The following is a 14548-nucleotide window of genomic DNA, read 5'->3' as shown; positions in this document are numbered from 1 at the left end:
CGCCCTGCGGCATCATCGTCTCCAAGCCCTTGGGGTCAGCCCGCTGCTGCTCCCGCCTGGCCGTTGCGCGCCAGGACCAGCCGTTCCAGTGCCGAAAAACCATCATGGATCAGCACCGCCAGCAGGCCGACGATCAGGCCACCCTGGAGGACAAAGGCGGTGTTGGCCGACAGCAGCCCCGCGATGATGACTTCGCCCAAGGTGCGGGCCGCGACCGTTGATCCGATTGTCGCGGTGCCCAGCGAGATCACGGTCGATAGCCGCACGCCCGCCAGAATGACGGGCAGCGCCAACGGTAGATCGACGCTCAACAGGCGCTGCCAGCCGGTCATCCCCATGCCCTTGGCGGCATCGGTCACCTTGGGTGGCAGGTTGGTCAACCCGGCCAAGGTGTTCTCGAAAATGGGCAGCAGCCCGTAAAGGAACAGCGCCACGAAGGTCGGCGCCGTGCCGAAGCCCAGCACGGGAACCGCTATCGCCAACACCGCCACCGGCGGGAATGTCTGCCCGACTTGGGCCAGTGCGCGAGACAGGGGCAGGAACTCGGCTCCGATCGGCCGCGTCACCAGGACCCCCAGTCCTACCGCGACGAGGGTGGAGGCCAGGATCGCGGCGCCGACGATGGCCAAGTGGTTCAGGGTCAGTTCGAGCAGACTGCCCTGGTTGTAGATCGGCGGCTGCCGAGGGCCGGCGAACAGGGCAAAGAGGCCGGCAAAGGTCTCGGGCCTCAGCAGAAGGGCGATCAGCAGGACCAGGGCAAGCAGGCGAAAGATCGATCCAACCTTCATCGCGGTCGTGCGGCCAATCGCGCAAGTTGGTCGAGGCTGATCCGCCCGACGATGTCGCCGTTGCGCCGCACGGGGGCCGCTGCCCGGCCGGACCAAAGCAGCTCGGCATAGGCGTCGCGCAGCGAACGGTCGGCGTCGATCGGCTCTCCCGTTGCTTGGCCGGGTTCGGCATGGTCGGACACGCGCGCCAACGACAAGAGCCGGAACGGCCGCTCGGCGGTCCCGATCAGTTCGGCGACAAAGGGTGTCGCGGGGTCCGCGATGATCGTCCGGGGCGGCGCAGCCTGCAGCAGCCTGCCCTTGTCCATGACGGCGATGGTATCGCCCAGATGGATGGCCTCGTTCATGTCATGTGTCACGAGCATGATCGTGGTGCCGAACCTGCGTTGGATGGTCAGCAGATCCTCCTGCGCCTTGGCACGGATCAGCGGGTCCAGGGCTCCGAACGGTTCGTCCATGAGCAGGATGTTGGGGCCGGCCGCGAGCGCGCGCGCGACGCCCACCCGCTGTTGCTGCCCCCCCGAGAGTTCATGGGGCATGCGGTCGCGAAACTCTTCCGGATCAAGACCGAACAGGTCCAAGAGCTCCTCTACCCGGTCCCTGATGCGCCCCCTGTTCCAGCCAAGGAGCTTCGGCACGGTGGCTATGTTCTGCCCCACCGTGCGATGGGGAAAAAGCCCAAGTCCCTGGATGGCGTAACCGATGCGGCGGCGTAGCTGAAAGGCGGGGATGCCGGCGATGTCGACGCCATCGATGCGGATAGCGCCCGAACTGGGCTCCACGAGCTTGTTGATCATTCGCACCAGGGTCGTCTTGCCCGAGCCGGAGGTTCCGACGACCGCACAGATCGTATGCGGCTGAATGGTGAGCGTCACCCGATCGACCACAGCCGTGCCTTCGTAGATCTTGGTGACATCCTCGATCTCGATCATCGGCGCCTCCGAACCGAACTCAGCTCGACCAGGGCGTCGAGCACCACCGCTGCGGCAAAGGACAGCGCAACCGTTGGCACGGTGCCCAGGAGCACCAAGTCCATCGCCGTCTGTCCGATGCCCTGGAACACGAAGACGCCGAACCCGCCCCCACCAATCAGGGCGGCGATGGTTGCCAGTCCGATGTTCTGCACCAGCACGATGCGGATGCCCGTCAGGATCACGGGAAACGCCAAGGGTAATTCGATGCCGAAGAACCGCTGTGAGCCGCTCATGCCCATGCCCTTGGCCGCATCGACGGCCGAGGCCGGCACGGCCTGAAGGCCCACGACCGTGTTCGACACCAGCGGCAGCAACGAATACGCAAAGAGCGCCACCATGGCGGGCGCTGTTCCGATGCCCGATATCCCGAGCGCCGCCGCCCCTGGCACGTTTGCGGCCACCCAGGCCAGCGGTGCGATCAGCAGGCCGAACAGCGCGATTGAAGGGATGGTCTGGACGATGTTGAGCCCATTGAGCACGACGGTTCGGAAAGCCTGCAGCTTGTGGCACAGCACGCCGATCGGCACGCCGACGAAAGCGGCCATCGCCACCGACCCGAACGCCAGAACCAGATGCGCCCGGGCCTCCTGCCAGAAGGCCGGGGCACGATTGGCATATTCCCTGAGGATCGACAGGTCGTCCCATGTGCCGCTCCACAGCAACAAGGCAACCGCCACGCCCACGGTGACCAGCGCCGTGATACGGAGCCAGGGCCCTGGCCGCAGCCGGATCAGCGCATCGGCAACGAGCAGCGCGAACGCCAGGACCAGCAGCCAGAACCCACCCGCAGGGGAAACACGGGCAAGCGTGTCCTCCGGGGGCGTGAGGTAGCGGGCTGACCACCCGATCGATATCGCCAGGCCAATCAAAGCGAGAACCCCCGCCACCAGCTTGACCGAGGGCGCAACGCGGAACAGCGCGCCCATGAAGCCAATCACCAGAGCACCGATCAGGACAGCCGACACGACACTGGGCAGCGCTTCCGCCAAGCCCCTTCCCTCTCCAGCCACGATGCGATTGGCCCGGAACAGGGCAAAAGGAAGCATGACGCCTGCAGCAGCGATCACCCCGATCAGCACCCCGAGCTTATCGAACACGAGCCAGTTTGGCCGACCGGCGGCCTTGGCAGTGCGGACGACGCTCATCGAGGCTCCGGAATGACGCGGACATGAGGGGCCGGCGTTTTCTTCATCGGTGCTGCAGACCATGGTCAGTGGCAAGACCAGGGTGGCCCATCGCATGGACAGGCCACCGAGGGGTACATCCTGAAAAGATAGACTATTCCAGAAAGCCGTTCTGCGTCAGGTAATCGGTCGCGACAGTCGCCGCGGCCTCGCCACCCACCTGCACGCGGCCGTTCAACCCCTGCAGCACTTCAAGGGTCAGTCCCTCGAACACCGGCTCGAGCAGGTTTTCGATCTGCGGATACTCCTCGAGCACCTCCTGTCGGATGATCGGCGCTGGCTGGTAGATGGGCTGCACGCCCTTGTCGTCCGTGAGAACCGTTAATCCGGACGGTGCGATGCCGCCGTCGGTGCCGTAGACCATGGCGGCGTTGACGCCATTGGTCTGCTGGGCCGCAGCCGCGATCGTGGCCGCCGTGTCGCCGCCAGACAGGGTCACCAGTTGGTCGGGCGACAGGGTGAAGCCGTAGATCTCCTGGAACTTCGGCAGGGCCGCCGGAGAGTTGACGAACTCGGCCGATGCGGCGAGCTTGGCCTCCCCTCCGCTGGACACCCACTTGGCAAAGTCGCTGAAGGTGCTGAGGCCATTGGCTTCCGCCACATCGTTACGGATGGCCACGCCCCAGGTGTTGTTGGCGGGCGAAGGCGTCAGCCAGACGATCTGGTTCGCCTCCAGATCAAGCCGCGCGGCTTCGGCATAGGCGCTTGCGGGATCGTTCCAGACAGGTTCATCCGCACGCTCGAAGAAGAAGGCCGCATTGCCCGTGTATTCGGGATAGATGTCGATCTCTCCCGCGATGATCGCCTCGCGGACGATGGGCGTTCCGCCAAGCTGGATGCGGTCCGTGACGGGGATATCCGCATTCTGAAGCACCTGAAGGATGATGTTGCCCAGCACACCTCCTTCGGTGTCGATCTTGGACGAAACCGCCACTTGGGCGTTCGCGGTGGTGGACACGGTGATGGCGGCAACGACGCTCAGGATCGTGGCAGTCAGACGCATAGGCTACTCCGGTTTTTCCTTGTCACGGTCCAGTGTGACGACAAACAGCCCTGCCCGTCGAGGAGGCATGATCACAGGCCGCAAGGTAGTGCTTTTTGTGAGAGCCGCATCTCGATCGGGAGGCCTGCATGTTAGACGATCTCCGGACTAGCCCGCCCGTCCTCCCTGACCCTGATCGTCAGCCTGCCAACGGCGAAAGAGACAGGGGCCGATCAACCAAGGGCAAGTCTTCGATGGTGAATGTCACAGCATCGCCTCTGGGCCGCCGCTGACCCTGGGTATGCTCTGAGCCTGGATTATGCTGCTCCACACCATGGTGGGCCATCCGACGAACAGTCGACCCGCATCAGCGCGTTCACAGCTCAGGCCCTGTTGAGCTTGCCCATTTGGCACCGGACCCGACGATGCCGGCGAAAACTCCTGCGTCAGGGCGTGCCGGTCCGGATGGATCTAGGACACGGTCGTGGATTGCGGTCCAAAGCTCGGGGAACCCAGAGCCCAGCGCCTGACATAGTGCCGGAACAGGGATTGATCCGGTTTCCAGACAACGGTGCAGGATGAGGGGAAGTCCGAGCAAGAACAGTCGGGGCACTGCATCGGCGCTGGGCAGCGTCGCGAGCGATCCGGCGCCTGTTGCCCTAGATCAGCCAGATGTCTCCTGCTGTCACGGCCGCCCCCGTTTGCAGGTCGGCCACCAGCGTCAGCCCACCCGCGCCGCTGCCGTTGCTGTCGAACCAGAGCTTCGTCGCATCCTTCTCCCAGATGAACCGGACGCCTCGCTCTGCCGTTCCTTGCAGGATGGCGTCGTCGGCGGCCTGGAACTGTGAGGCGGTGAGCCGCGCCCCGGCCAGCAGCCCGCCCCCGAAGGCGGAAGCGTCGATCTGGATGCGGTCGTTGTCGCCCGAGTTGTTGTGGAAGTCGGTGATGACGTCCCCGGCTTCCGCGCGGCTTGCAAAGACAAACACGTCATTGCCCACGCCCCCTGTCAGGCGGTCATGCCCAGCCCCGCCGAGCAGGGCATCGCTGCCCGCCAATCCAGAGAGCGAATTGGCGGCCCCGTTCCCCGTCAGGCGGTTCGCCAGACCGTTGCCCGCACCGTTGAGGGCTGACGTGCCAGTCAAGACCAAGTTCTCCACATTGGCGGCCAGAGCCGTCACGCCCACCGAAGCCTGCACCTGATCCGTCCCGCCCCCGGCCAGCTCCACGATAGTGTCACCCGCCGCGGCCAGAACATAGATGTCGCTCCCCGCCCCGCCCTCCAGCCGGTCCGTTCCCACTCCACCGTCGAGCCGGTCCGCCCCGCCCCCACCCAGGAGCGTGTCGTTGCCGCCCAGGCCCGCGAGGACGTCGCGGCCCGAGCCACCGACAAAGGTGTTGGCGCGCGCATCCCCGGTGACGACCTCGGGCGAGACATCCGTGACGCTGATGGTCAGGCTCTCGGTCCGAACTCCGCCCTGCCCATCGCTGACTTGGACTCGGATGACATGCGACGCGCTTTGTTCGAAGTCGAGCCGGAGCCCGTCGGCCACCACGACCTTGTTGCCTGAAAGGGTGAAGCGGCCACCGGCGCTGTTGAGCAGCGTGTAGGTGAACAAGGCCGAGTCCACGTCCTGTGCAGAAAGGGTGCCCACTACGGCGCCGTTGCTCGCGAACTCGCGCACGAGCGACGTCCCGAGGCTCAGGTCTGTGGGCGCGTCGTTCACCCCCCTGACCACGAGGTTGAAGCTTTGGCTGGCCGAGAGTGCCCCGTCGGAGGCGGTGATGCGCAGGCCCACTGTGCCGGCGAAGTCCTTGGGCGGGGTGCCCGAGAACGTCCGCGTGCTGGCGTTGAACGCGAGCCAGGAGGGCAGCGCCGCGCCATCGGCCAAGGCGGCCGTATAGGTCACTACGCTGTCCACATCCGTGGCCGCGGGCACCTGGAAGCTCCAAGCCCCAGCGTCCTCGACGCGGGTCTGGTCGGCAATGGCGTCCAGCACAGGGGCGTCGTTCACCGCGGCGATGACGAGGCCGAAGGTGGCAGACGACTTGAACACCCCGTCCGAGACCTCGATCTCGATGTTCAAGGCAGAGGCAGCATCAGCCGGGGGCGTGCCCGTGAAGGTGAGGGTGGCCGCATCGAAGCTGAGCCACGAGGGTAGGTCCTGTCCGCCTTCAAGCCTCGCCGCGTAGGTCAGGTCATCTCCTTCGGCATCCGTCGAGGCCGGCACCGTGAACGTGAAGGCCGTGTCCTCGGCAAAGGTTCTGTCGGCGACCTTGCCCACGACCGGCGCAGAGTTGACCACCGATCCGTCCGCATTCAGGATCGCGTCGGCAAAAAGCAACTGCTCGATGGAGAGAAGGGTATCGACACTGCCTTTCGGGCCACCGCTCATGTCAGTCACGGTTACCGAGCCATCGGCTAGCGGCTCGATGACGTAGCGTGCGACCGGATCTGCGAAGACCGCCGCATCCAGCCCCGCGCCCCCATCGAGCCAATCGTCGCCGGTTCCGCCGGAAAGGCTGTCGTTGCCTTCTCCTCCGAAGAGGGTGTCGTTTCCTGCATCCCCCTCCAGTCGGTCCCGGCCATCGGCACCGAAGAGCGTGTCGTTACCATCGCCACCATGAAGCGTGTCGTTCCCCACGGCGGTGCTGCCATCGGCCTGGATCAGATCCTCGTAGGACAGGCCGGTGGTGTCGGTCGCATCCGGGGCTGTCGTCCAAGTGATCTGGTCACCCACCCGCACGGGGATGTCGAACGCCCAGGCCCTTGCGGTCGGGTCGAGTCCGAACTGGATCAGCCAGGCTCGCCCCTCCTGTCCGGTGGTGGCATTGGCGACCAAACTCTGGGACACGGCATAGATCGGCGTTCCGGTCTCGTAGGTGATGCCGCCCACCGTAACGCCGTAGGCCAAGGTCTGCCCCGAAGCGTCCACATCGCTGCCGCCTTCGGACGAGACATCTTGAAACAGATCGTCGTCGTCTGCTGCTTCCATCACGACGGGACCGTTGATGTCGTGGACGGTGATGGTGCCGCTGGGACCGGCTAGGTCCGCTCCGCTGGCGTCAAAGGCGAACACGGCGAACTGCCGCGCTCCGGTTCCCAGGGGGTCGACATCGCCATACACCAGATCGTCACCGGCGCCTCCAAAGACGGTGTCGTGGCCGTAGCGGCCCCAGGCTTGGTCGTTGCCATCCCCGCCATCCACGAAGCGATCGTCGCCAAGGCCTCCATAGACGATATCCGCGCCGGAGTTCCCGAAAACGCTGTCGGAGCCACCCTCGCCAAAAAGGGTATCATCGTCCGTGCCGCCGTCCAGCCTGTCGTCACCCACGCCACCGATGAGGTGATCGGCCCCACCGGCGCCAATCATCACGTCGGCTCCGGTCCCGCCGAAAAGCATGTCATCACCGAAACCGCCATTCAGCGCATCATCCCCGTCGTCGCCATGGAGCCAGTCAACTCCGTCACCGCCAAGGAGTTCATCGCCCCCGCCCCCTCCGAAGATCTCATCATTGCCGGTGCCGCCGTTCAGATGGTCGTCATCGCTGCCGCCGAAGAGGAGGTCCTCGCCTTCGTCCGCCTTAAGGATGTCCTCTCCGTCCCAGCCGGCCAGAGTGTCGTTTCCCGTCCCGCCGGACAGCGAGTCGTCACCGATGTAGCCATCGATGAAGTCGTCGCCGTCCTCCCCAAGGACGGTGTCGGCGCCTTCTCCGCTCTGGAGATTGTCGTTCCCCTCGCCGCCCCACAGCGTGTCGTTGCCCAAGTACCCGATCAGCGTGTCGTGGCCGGCTTCGCCCCAAAGCGTATCGTCGCCGGCATCCCCGAGGATCTGATCGTCCCCGATGCCACCGACCAGACTGTCGTTGTTGACCGTTCCTTCGAGCAGCACGCTGTCCTCCTAGACTCCAGCCCCTTGCGGCCGGGCACCTGCAATACGCACCCTGACAGACCTTTGGAATGGCCGCCTGAACGATGCCGGGTGACGCCCGTCACCCTTTGTCGCAATGGCGTCGAGGACTAGTCTTATCCGTCCGGGGGCGATCTCCGAAAGCCATAGTGAATGAAGAGTTAATGCAGCCCTCAGCCGGGTGTCTGGTTCGTTCATCGGCCAAGGGTGAGGACCGTTCGAGCCGAGGGGCTGCCGCAGCCGGATGCAGGCCATCTGGTGTGGCGTCACGAGTGGCGGCCGCGCTAGCGCGTCTGCGCCAACCCGAGCCCCGGTCCATCCCCACTCGTGAGACTTGGATGAGCAGGTCTTTGGACCTTGCGCCAAGCGTCGTCCGGCCCAGCACGGCGCCGAAGTACAGTCCCGGAGGGGCATGTGACACACGTCCGTGGCGCCGACCCCTTGGCGGTCACGGGTCCGCAGGCGCGCATCGCCAACCTGGGCAGCGCCGCGAAGGACAACAAGGGAAGGAGCACGGCTGCGCCTGGCCCACTTTGTAGGCGCGCAGCGGGTTGCGAGCTTGAGGGGCCGAAGGTTTGTCGTCGTGAGGTGAGACAGGACCCACCGCTCAGACGCGAACCAAAAGGACGCTCGGCCGGCACTCCGGACAGGTAGAAAGGGAAGCCACTGGGACTGAACTGCTCTGCAGCAACTCATGCACTCGCCTGATGCAAGTGGCGGGGTTAGCAGACAAATGCGAGATCGTCTTGATCTCCCGAATGTCTACCGGTGTGAATCGGCGCTGAGCGCCCGCGTTTCAGCGACAGCAGCAGCCTGCCTCGGATCATAGTGCTATGCCTTATGAAGGGTCGGTCTGCGCTGGCGCCCCGCTGGACGATGCTGTGCATCCTGAAGCACGACAGGTCCGCTGTGGCCCGCCTTTCAACCACGGCGCAACCTTGGTCGGACGGAGCAGGAACCAAGGCCGCCCTCCTGTCGCAGTCCAAGCCTTAGACGTTTCAAGCCGGCGTGATCGCAACGGGGTCGGATGAGCCAAGATGCAGGGATGGGAGGGCCAGAACGCTTCAACCCCTTGATCGGAAGCGCCGGCCGCCAGGCGCTCTGCCCTCAGGTCAGACTGTTGAACTCCAGCGACAGCGCCGTGCCGGGCTCAGCGGCCGACCAGACGGGCTCGGCCCCGATCTGCTGCGCAAACGCCTCGATGAGCCTCATGCCGGTTCCGGAGCCGGGCAGTGCCTCCCGCGGCTCGGGTGGCAGGCCCTTGCCGCTGTCACAGACCCGCAGGCGCATGGTGCCATCCTCCTGGCGTTCCATTCTGATCTCGATGGCCCCACCGCGTCCGTCGAACGCGTGCTTGAGGCTGTTGGTGACGAACTCGTTAAGAATGAGGCCCAGCGACACGGCCTTATCGGGGCTGACCTCCATCTCCTCGATCGCGAACCCGAGCCGCACCGGTCCGGTCTGGGGTGGTCTCAGGTGAACGAGGTTCTCGACCAGTTCGGTGATGAAGGGGCGCACGGCTATGCGGTCAACGCTCCCGGCGATGTAGAGTTGCTCGTTGAGGAGCCGCAGCGTCTCCACCCGCTCCTTGACCGCCGCGAGCTCCCGGCGCGCGTTCTCGGACTGGGCCTGACGCATGCCCATGCGGAGCAGGCTCGTGACGATGGCAAACTGGTTCTTGACCCGGTGTTGCAGTTCCTGAAGCAGCTGCTGGTTGGTCTGGAGCGCCTGCTCCAGGCTGTGGGACTTGTGCAGACGGTCGATGACGGGGCCAAGGATGGTCGTATAGGTTTGCAGGAACGCGATGTCCTCCGGGCCGAACTCACGCGGCTCGCGGCTGTCCACCTGGAGGAGACCGTAAGGCCTTTTCCCAGGCAGGAAGATGGGCACGTTGACGAGGGCTAGGACGCCGTGCTCCTTCAGGAACTCGGGGATGTCGAAGCGGTCCTCGTGGTGGATATCCTTCATGATGACAGGCTCGGCGAGATCGATGGCGAAGGTCTCGGACGACCGCTCTCCCAGCGGCAAGCGCATCTGGCCAACGATGCCTGGCCTCCAACCCACACCCGCTTTGACCAGCAACTCCTCCTTCTCGGGCTGGATTTCCAGGATCTTCGCGAGGTCGGTGTCGAGCGTGTCGCCCACGATGCGGCAGGCCTCTTGGAGGACCTTGTCCAGATCGTCGCTGCGCAGAACCAGGTCGCCGAACTCCGCCAGCGCCTTCTGGCGGGCCACCATCTGCTCGCGATTGGCCATACCCTCAATCTCCGTGCGACTCCGGCAGGGTGGACAACGCGGGGCAAGCCGATCCGTGTTCCACAGCATGGCCCATCAATGCATCGCTGATCCCGATCGCCGCCCCCCCCCAAACCGGCTTCGCCCTGGCTTCATGTTGGCCGTTGCGGAGGAATGTCGGTGACGGACGGCGGACAGAGCACCCTGACCACTGGCTCAAGGTACGTGCCAGGCATCCGATCCTGGATGGGACTGCAATAAGGGCGGCCTGAGCGTGGAGCCATTCAGGCCTTCCCTCACCCGTCGTTCGACCCGATGGCGGGGAGGCTTCGACGCGACGCCATTCGTATGGCACGGGTCCGTACCTCGAATGCAAGCTGGCCCGTCATCATGGCTACGGGGCTTCACCCGTCAGGGGAGATGCCCGCCGGTAAGCGCGCCGCAGGTCCAGCCTAAGGCCGCCACGTCCGCCGCAGCACCACCATCACCTGCGGAACCCTTTTCGCCTTCAACCGAGTGACTTTACGAACTTCGGCTCATATTCATGGCTCAAGCAACGCATGCGATGCTGGGCCTGGCCGCGACGGAGGGTGCCGTAAACTTCAGATCCATCCTCGTTGCGCTGCTTTCGGTCGGGGCCGCCTTCGGCATTCGCCTGACGCTCGATCCTGTCCTCCAGGATCGGGCTCCCTTTCTGCTGTTCCTGCTGGCGGTCGTCGCCGCATCGGCCACCGGAGGGGCACGGGTCGGCATTCTGGCGACGGTGATATCCGCCGTGGCCGCGCTCTGGACCTTTGTGCCGCCCCGCGGTTCCCTGCTGCCCCAGTCGGCCGAGTTTACGCTGGAGGTCCTCGTCTTCGCTGCGGCCTCGCTCGCCGTGGCCCTCCTGGCCAGCCGAATGCGCATGGCGCGTCTTCGGGCCGAGGCTGGCGAGGCGCAGCAGCGGCAGGCGGAAGCCGAGGTGCGCCGCCTGAACCAGCATCTCGAGACCCTCATCTCCGAACGCACCGCCGAGCTGGAGGCCGCCAACAGCCAGCTTGAGGCGTTCTCCTACACCGTCTCCCACGATCTGCGGGCGCCCTTGCGTGGCATGGAAGGCTTTGCACGCATCCTGCTGGACGATTTCGGCGACTCCCTCGGCTCGCAGGGCAAGCGTTACGCCGAACGGATCGTCGCCGCAGCCGGACGGATGGAAGGTCTGATCAACAGCCTGCTCACGTTCAGCCGTCTGCAGCGGTCCGCAGTGGCGCTGAGAACGCTGGACCCGACCAGGATCGCGCGGTCCTGCGCCAAGGAGGTCGAGGCCGCCGCAGCAAGCTCTGCCGGCGACGTCACGATCCAGGTCGACGCACCCATTCCGTCCGTCATGGCCGAGCCCGTGATCCTCGGGCAGATCATCGCCAACCTGCTGACCAATGCGGCCAAGTTCCACAAGGAAGGCGAGCCGGCGCAGGTCCGGATCTGGGGCGAGACGCGCGGAAAGCGCGTGCGCATCTGGGTCGAGGACGCCGGCATCGGAATCGCGCCCGAGCATCAGGCCAAGATCTTTGGAGCCTTCGAGCGCCTGCACGGGCAGGAAACCTATCCCGGAACGGGGATTGGCTTAGCTATCGTCAAGACCGGCGCCGAGCGAATGGGCGGCACCGTCGGCGTGGAGTCGATGGCCGGCGTCGGCGCACGCTTCTGGATCGAGCTTGCCGCGGGCAGAACGGCCCAAGAGCGTGACGAGAGCCACGAGGTTGACCATGCATGAGTTGAGCACGATCCTTCTGGTCGAGGACAACGAGGACGATGCTGATCTCATTCTTTATGCCTTCAAGAAGTCCGGGATCGAGAACCCGGTGACCCGGGTGGCCCATGGCGATGCTGCGGTTCACTACATCGAGGGCACCGGACCCTTTGCGGATCGCGCTCTCCATCCGCTGCCGGCGCTCATTCTCCTGGACCTGAAACTGCCACGGCGCTCTGGCCTGGAGGTGCTGAAGGTCATCCGCGACAACGAGGTCGCCAGGCACACGCCGGTCGTCATCCTGACGTCGTCGGATCAGAACACCGACATCAAGCGGGCCTATGATCTCAGCGCCAACGCCTACCTCGTCAAGCCTGTCTCGCGTGACGCCTTGCTCGCTCTGGTGCAGACGCTGGAAGCGTTCTGGATCAAGCTCAACCGGGTGGTCGGACCATGAGCCCGCAACGCATCCGGGTCCTGACCGTTGACGATGAACCGGATGACCGGGCGATGGTCCGGCGAGAGGCGGAAGCGCAGTTCCCCAAAGGCGAGGTCATCGAGGCCGGCACGCGGGCGGAGTTCGAGGCAGCTCTTGCTGGTCCGCCGTTCGGTCTGGTCGTGACCGACCTCGAGCTCAAATGGGGCACGGGGCGCGAGGTCCTCGCCCGGGTGCGTGCGCTGCAACCGAGCTGCCCTGTCATCATGTTCACCGACTCCGGCGACGAGATGACCGCAGTCGAACTGATGAAGGCGGGACTCGACGATTACGTGGTCAAGTCCGCGCGCCAATTGGCCCGGTTGCGCGCGTCCATGAAGATCGTCGTCGAGGGCGCGCGCAATCGGGTCGCCCTTTCGGCCCGCGAGCGGCAGCTGGCGAACGCTCTCGAGCACGAGAAGACGATCGTGCGCGAACTCCACCACCGGGTGAAGAACAATCTCCAGACGATGATCAGCCTTCTGGGACTTCGCGCCCGCGCCCGGGGCGGCGAGCTCGCCGCTGAACTGAACGACCTCGCAGGACGGATGCGGGCCCTGGCCCTTGTCCAGTCCCGCATCTACGACACCGAGTCTCTCCAGCATGTCGACTTTGCGGGCGTGCTCAGCGATATGGCCGGCGAGCTCGCACGTATTCATGGCAACGGCCATGTGGAGCTCGCCCTCCACCTTGAAGGGCCGTTGGTTCTGGACGTCGCCCAGGCGATGCCTCTTGGTCTGCTCTGCTACGAGACAATCCTCAACGCGCTCGAGCACGCCTGGCCGGACCGCCAGGCCGGCAGGCTCGTGGTCGGGCTCCGAGCCACGGTCCCCACAGCCGAACTTCGGATCTCCGACAACGGCGTCGGTTTCCTGACGGGCAACACCCCGACAGGCCTTGGCACCCAGATCACCCGCGCCCTCGCCTTGGAAGCGGCGGTGCAGGTGGACATCCAGACGACGCCAGGGAGCGGCACGACAGTCGTCATGCGGCTGGCTCAATGACCCACAGAGACCGGAAAATGCAGGATCAGCGACGTTCAGTGCTCCTTGTCGAGGATGAAGCCCTTATCCGCATGATGCTTGCGGGCGAGTTCGAGGACGGGGGCTTCGAGGTGCATGAAGCCGGCAGCGCAGACAAGGCGGTCGCGCTGCTAGAGGCCGGTCTGGAGGTCACGGCTGTCGTGACCGATGTGCGAATGCCAGGAAGCATGGACGGCCTGGGGCTGACAGCGTGGCTCGCCGACCGCCGGCCTGGCCTGCCGGTGGTGATCATCTCGGGCTATGTCGCGGCCTCGGAGGCCGTTGGCCTCAACCCTGCCGTCGTCGCCGTGCTGTCGAAACCCTACAATCCGATCGACATCGTGACGTTGGTGAGCGGTCCGGTGTTCGGGGGCTCAGTAGAACCTTAGGCTTCGAAAGTCGGGCGCTGCTGGGTCCTTAGCTAGGCCCTGCCGCCGGGCAGTAGATCTGCGCGGGACTGCCATTGCAGCCTGGCCCAAGGTCCGTACCAAGCCGGGAACGACCGACGAAGGTCAGCTGGACCGGACCCGCAAAGCAGGCATCGGCCCCGCGTCGATGATTGCAAGCCGGTTGTTTCCAAGCCTTGGGCTGCTCCTGGCCAGCACACTGCGCTTCATGACAGTGGGGATCGGTACTGTCAGGTGCTTCACTCGGCTGGGCCGTCATGGCACCATCTCGGCGAGAAGGTCCGACGGTGACCCTTGACGCCGCATGATGCATCCAAGTCCTCCAACTCGCGCGACGACATCCTGCGCGCAAGCCGTCCCATCGGTCGGGCGATCTGGCGACACTGGAGCGGCACCCACCGGCGGTGTCTCATCGACGCCACGACGAAATGCATGAAGTTGCTGGGCGAGCGGCTCTCAGCCCGCCCCTTCGACCGCCAAACTGCCGAGCACCAGATCCAGGCCGGCCTCCTCAACCGCTTCACCACCCTAGCCATGCCCGAGATGGCATGCGTGGCATAAAGCTCAGGATGAGCGCGCCTAAAGCCGAGTTCCGCCACAGAGCTCACCCAGGATATCAGGTTGCTTTGCAGCATCCTAGCTAGCATGCGAGCATGTGGCGGAGACGAAGTCCGCCTAACTAACGTCCAGCGTAATCCTGAAACGTCCAGAATAGCCAAGCAGGCTTAGAGATTTGCTGCTTCCAACGTCCAGTCCCGTCCGCTACCGTCCGCCTGGTGCTGGCCAGGCCCGGAAACCTGGTCCAGTCTGACAGCAACTTTTCGGGCACTTGCCCCTGACCCTG

Annotated in this window: 11 protein-coding genes; 5 read left to right on the top strand and 6 right to left on the bottom strand. The window is 65.1% G+C overall.

The annotated features are described in order from the left end of the window. Positions 1-35 precede the first annotated feature (35 nt). The 6 genes from FHG66_RS13860 to FHG66_RS13835 all read right to left on the bottom strand — a co-directional run bounded on the left by FHG66_RS13860 (position 36) and on the right by FHG66_RS13835 (position 10092). The gene (locus FHG66_RS13860; RefSeq protein ID WP_139077657.1) at positions 36-788 is read right to left on the bottom strand and encodes an ABC transporter permease; all 753 of its coding nucleotides are present in this window, start codon (positions 786-788) and stop codon (positions 36-38) included. Continuing rightward, positions 785-1720, bottom strand: coding sequence for an ABC transporter ATP-binding protein (locus tag FHG66_RS13855; RefSeq protein ID WP_139077656.1), 936 nt, complete (start codon positions 1718-1720; stop codon positions 785-787). Before FHG66_RS13855 ends, FHG66_RS13860 begins: the two co-directional genes overlap by 4 nt. Next, positions 1717-2907 carry an ABC transporter permease gene (locus tag FHG66_RS13850; RefSeq protein WP_139077655.1) on the bottom strand — a complete coding sequence of 397 codons (1191 nt, stop codon included), beginning with the start codon at positions 2905-2907 and terminating at the stop codon, positions 1717-1719. The genes FHG66_RS13855 and FHG66_RS13850 overlap by 4 nt, the downstream gene beginning before the upstream one ends. Positions 2908-3040: 133 nt before the next feature. Next, the gene (osmF, locus tag FHG66_RS13845) at positions 3041-3949 is read right to left on the bottom strand and encodes a glycine betaine ABC transporter substrate-binding protein OsmF (RefSeq protein ID WP_139077654.1); all 909 of its coding nucleotides are present in this window, start codon (positions 3947-3949) and stop codon (positions 3041-3043) included. Between the two features lie 638 nt (positions 3950-4587). Further along, entirely contained in the window at positions 4588-7818 is a 3231-nt protein-coding gene (locus tag FHG66_RS13840) for a calcium-binding protein (RefSeq protein WP_139077653.1), read from the bottom strand. Positions 7819-8943: 1125 nt separating this feature from the next. Further along, positions 8944-10092: a sensor histidine kinase gene (locus FHG66_RS13835; RefSeq protein ID WP_139077652.1), complete on the bottom strand. Its 1149-nt coding sequence runs from the start codon at positions 10090-10092 to the stop codon at positions 8944-8946. Positions 10093-10615: 523 nt separating this feature from the next. Here FHG66_RS13835 and FHG66_RS13830 point away from each other — a divergent pair. From FHG66_RS13830 to FHG66_RS13810, 5 genes are all read left to right on the top strand, one after another. Beyond that, positions 10616-11824: a sensor histidine kinase gene (locus tag FHG66_RS13830; RefSeq protein WP_139077651.1), complete on the top strand. Its 1209-nt coding sequence runs from the start codon at positions 10616-10618 to the stop codon at positions 11822-11824. Beyond that, the gene (locus tag FHG66_RS13825; protein ID WP_139077650.1) at positions 11817-12257 is read left to right on the top strand and encodes a response regulator; all 441 of its coding nucleotides are present in this window, start codon (positions 11817-11819) and stop codon (positions 12255-12257) included. Before FHG66_RS13830 ends, FHG66_RS13825 begins: the two co-directional genes overlap by 8 nt. Next, entirely contained in the window at positions 12254-13279 is a 1026-nt protein-coding gene (locus tag FHG66_RS13820) for a sensor histidine kinase (protein ID WP_139077649.1), read from the top strand. The genes FHG66_RS13825 and FHG66_RS13820 overlap by 4 nt, the downstream gene beginning before the upstream one ends. Before the next feature lie 17 nt (positions 13280-13296). Next, entirely contained in the window at positions 13297-13686 is a 390-nt protein-coding gene (locus FHG66_RS13815; protein ID WP_176556258.1) for a response regulator, read from the top strand. 312 nt (positions 13687-13998) lie between these two features. Next, on the top strand, positions 13999-14265 hold the full coding sequence (locus tag FHG66_RS13810) for a hypothetical protein (RefSeq protein ID WP_139077647.1): 267 nt from the start codon (positions 13999-14001) through the stop codon (positions 14263-14265). Positions 14266-14548 lie beyond the last annotated feature (283 nt).

Origin of the sequence: Rubellimicrobium rubrum (genome assembly GCF_006152115.1) — a bacterium.
GTDB lineage: Bacteria > Pseudomonadota > Alphaproteobacteria > Rhodobacterales > Rhodobacteraceae > Rubellimicrobium > Rubellimicrobium rubrum.
Note: the sequence above shows the minus strand (reverse complement) of the source record. Positions and strands in the feature narration are given on the sequence as shown.

Excerpts from the sequence above, each read along its gene's own strand:
- FHG66_RS13815 (WP_176556258.1), top strand. The coding sequence starts at position 13,297 with ATGCAGGATCAGCGACGTTCAGTGCTCCTTGTCGAGGATGAAGCCCTT.
- FHG66_RS13850 (WP_139077655.1), bottom strand. The coding sequence starts at position 2,907 with ATGAGCGTCGTCCGCACTGCCAAGGCCGCCGGTCGGCCAAACTGGCTC.
- osmF (WP_139077654.1), bottom strand. The coding sequence starts at position 3,949 with ATGCGTCTGACTGCCACGATCCTGAGCGTCGTTGCCGCCATCACCGTG.
- FHG66_RS13825 (WP_139077650.1), top strand. The coding sequence starts at position 11,817 with ATGCATGAGTTGAGCACGATCCTTCTGGTCGAGGACAACGAGGACGAT.
- FHG66_RS13855 (WP_139077656.1), bottom strand. The coding sequence starts at position 1,720 with ATGATCGAGATCGAGGATGTCACCAAGATCTACGAAGGCACGGCTGTG.
- FHG66_RS13830 (WP_139077651.1), top strand. The coding sequence starts at position 10,616 with ATGGCTCAAGCAACGCATGCGATGCTGGGCCTGGCCGCGACGGAGGGT.
- FHG66_RS13835 (WP_139077652.1), bottom strand. The coding sequence starts at position 10,092 with ATGGCCAATCGCGAGCAGATGGTGGCCCGCCAGAAGGCGCTGGCGGAG.
- FHG66_RS13860 (WP_139077657.1), bottom strand. The coding sequence starts at position 788 with ATGAAGGTTGGATCGATCTTTCGCCTGCTTGCCCTGGTCCTGCTGATC.
- FHG66_RS13820 (WP_139077649.1), top strand. The coding sequence starts at position 12,254 with ATGAGCCCGCAACGCATCCGGGTCCTGACCGTTGACGATGAACCGGAT.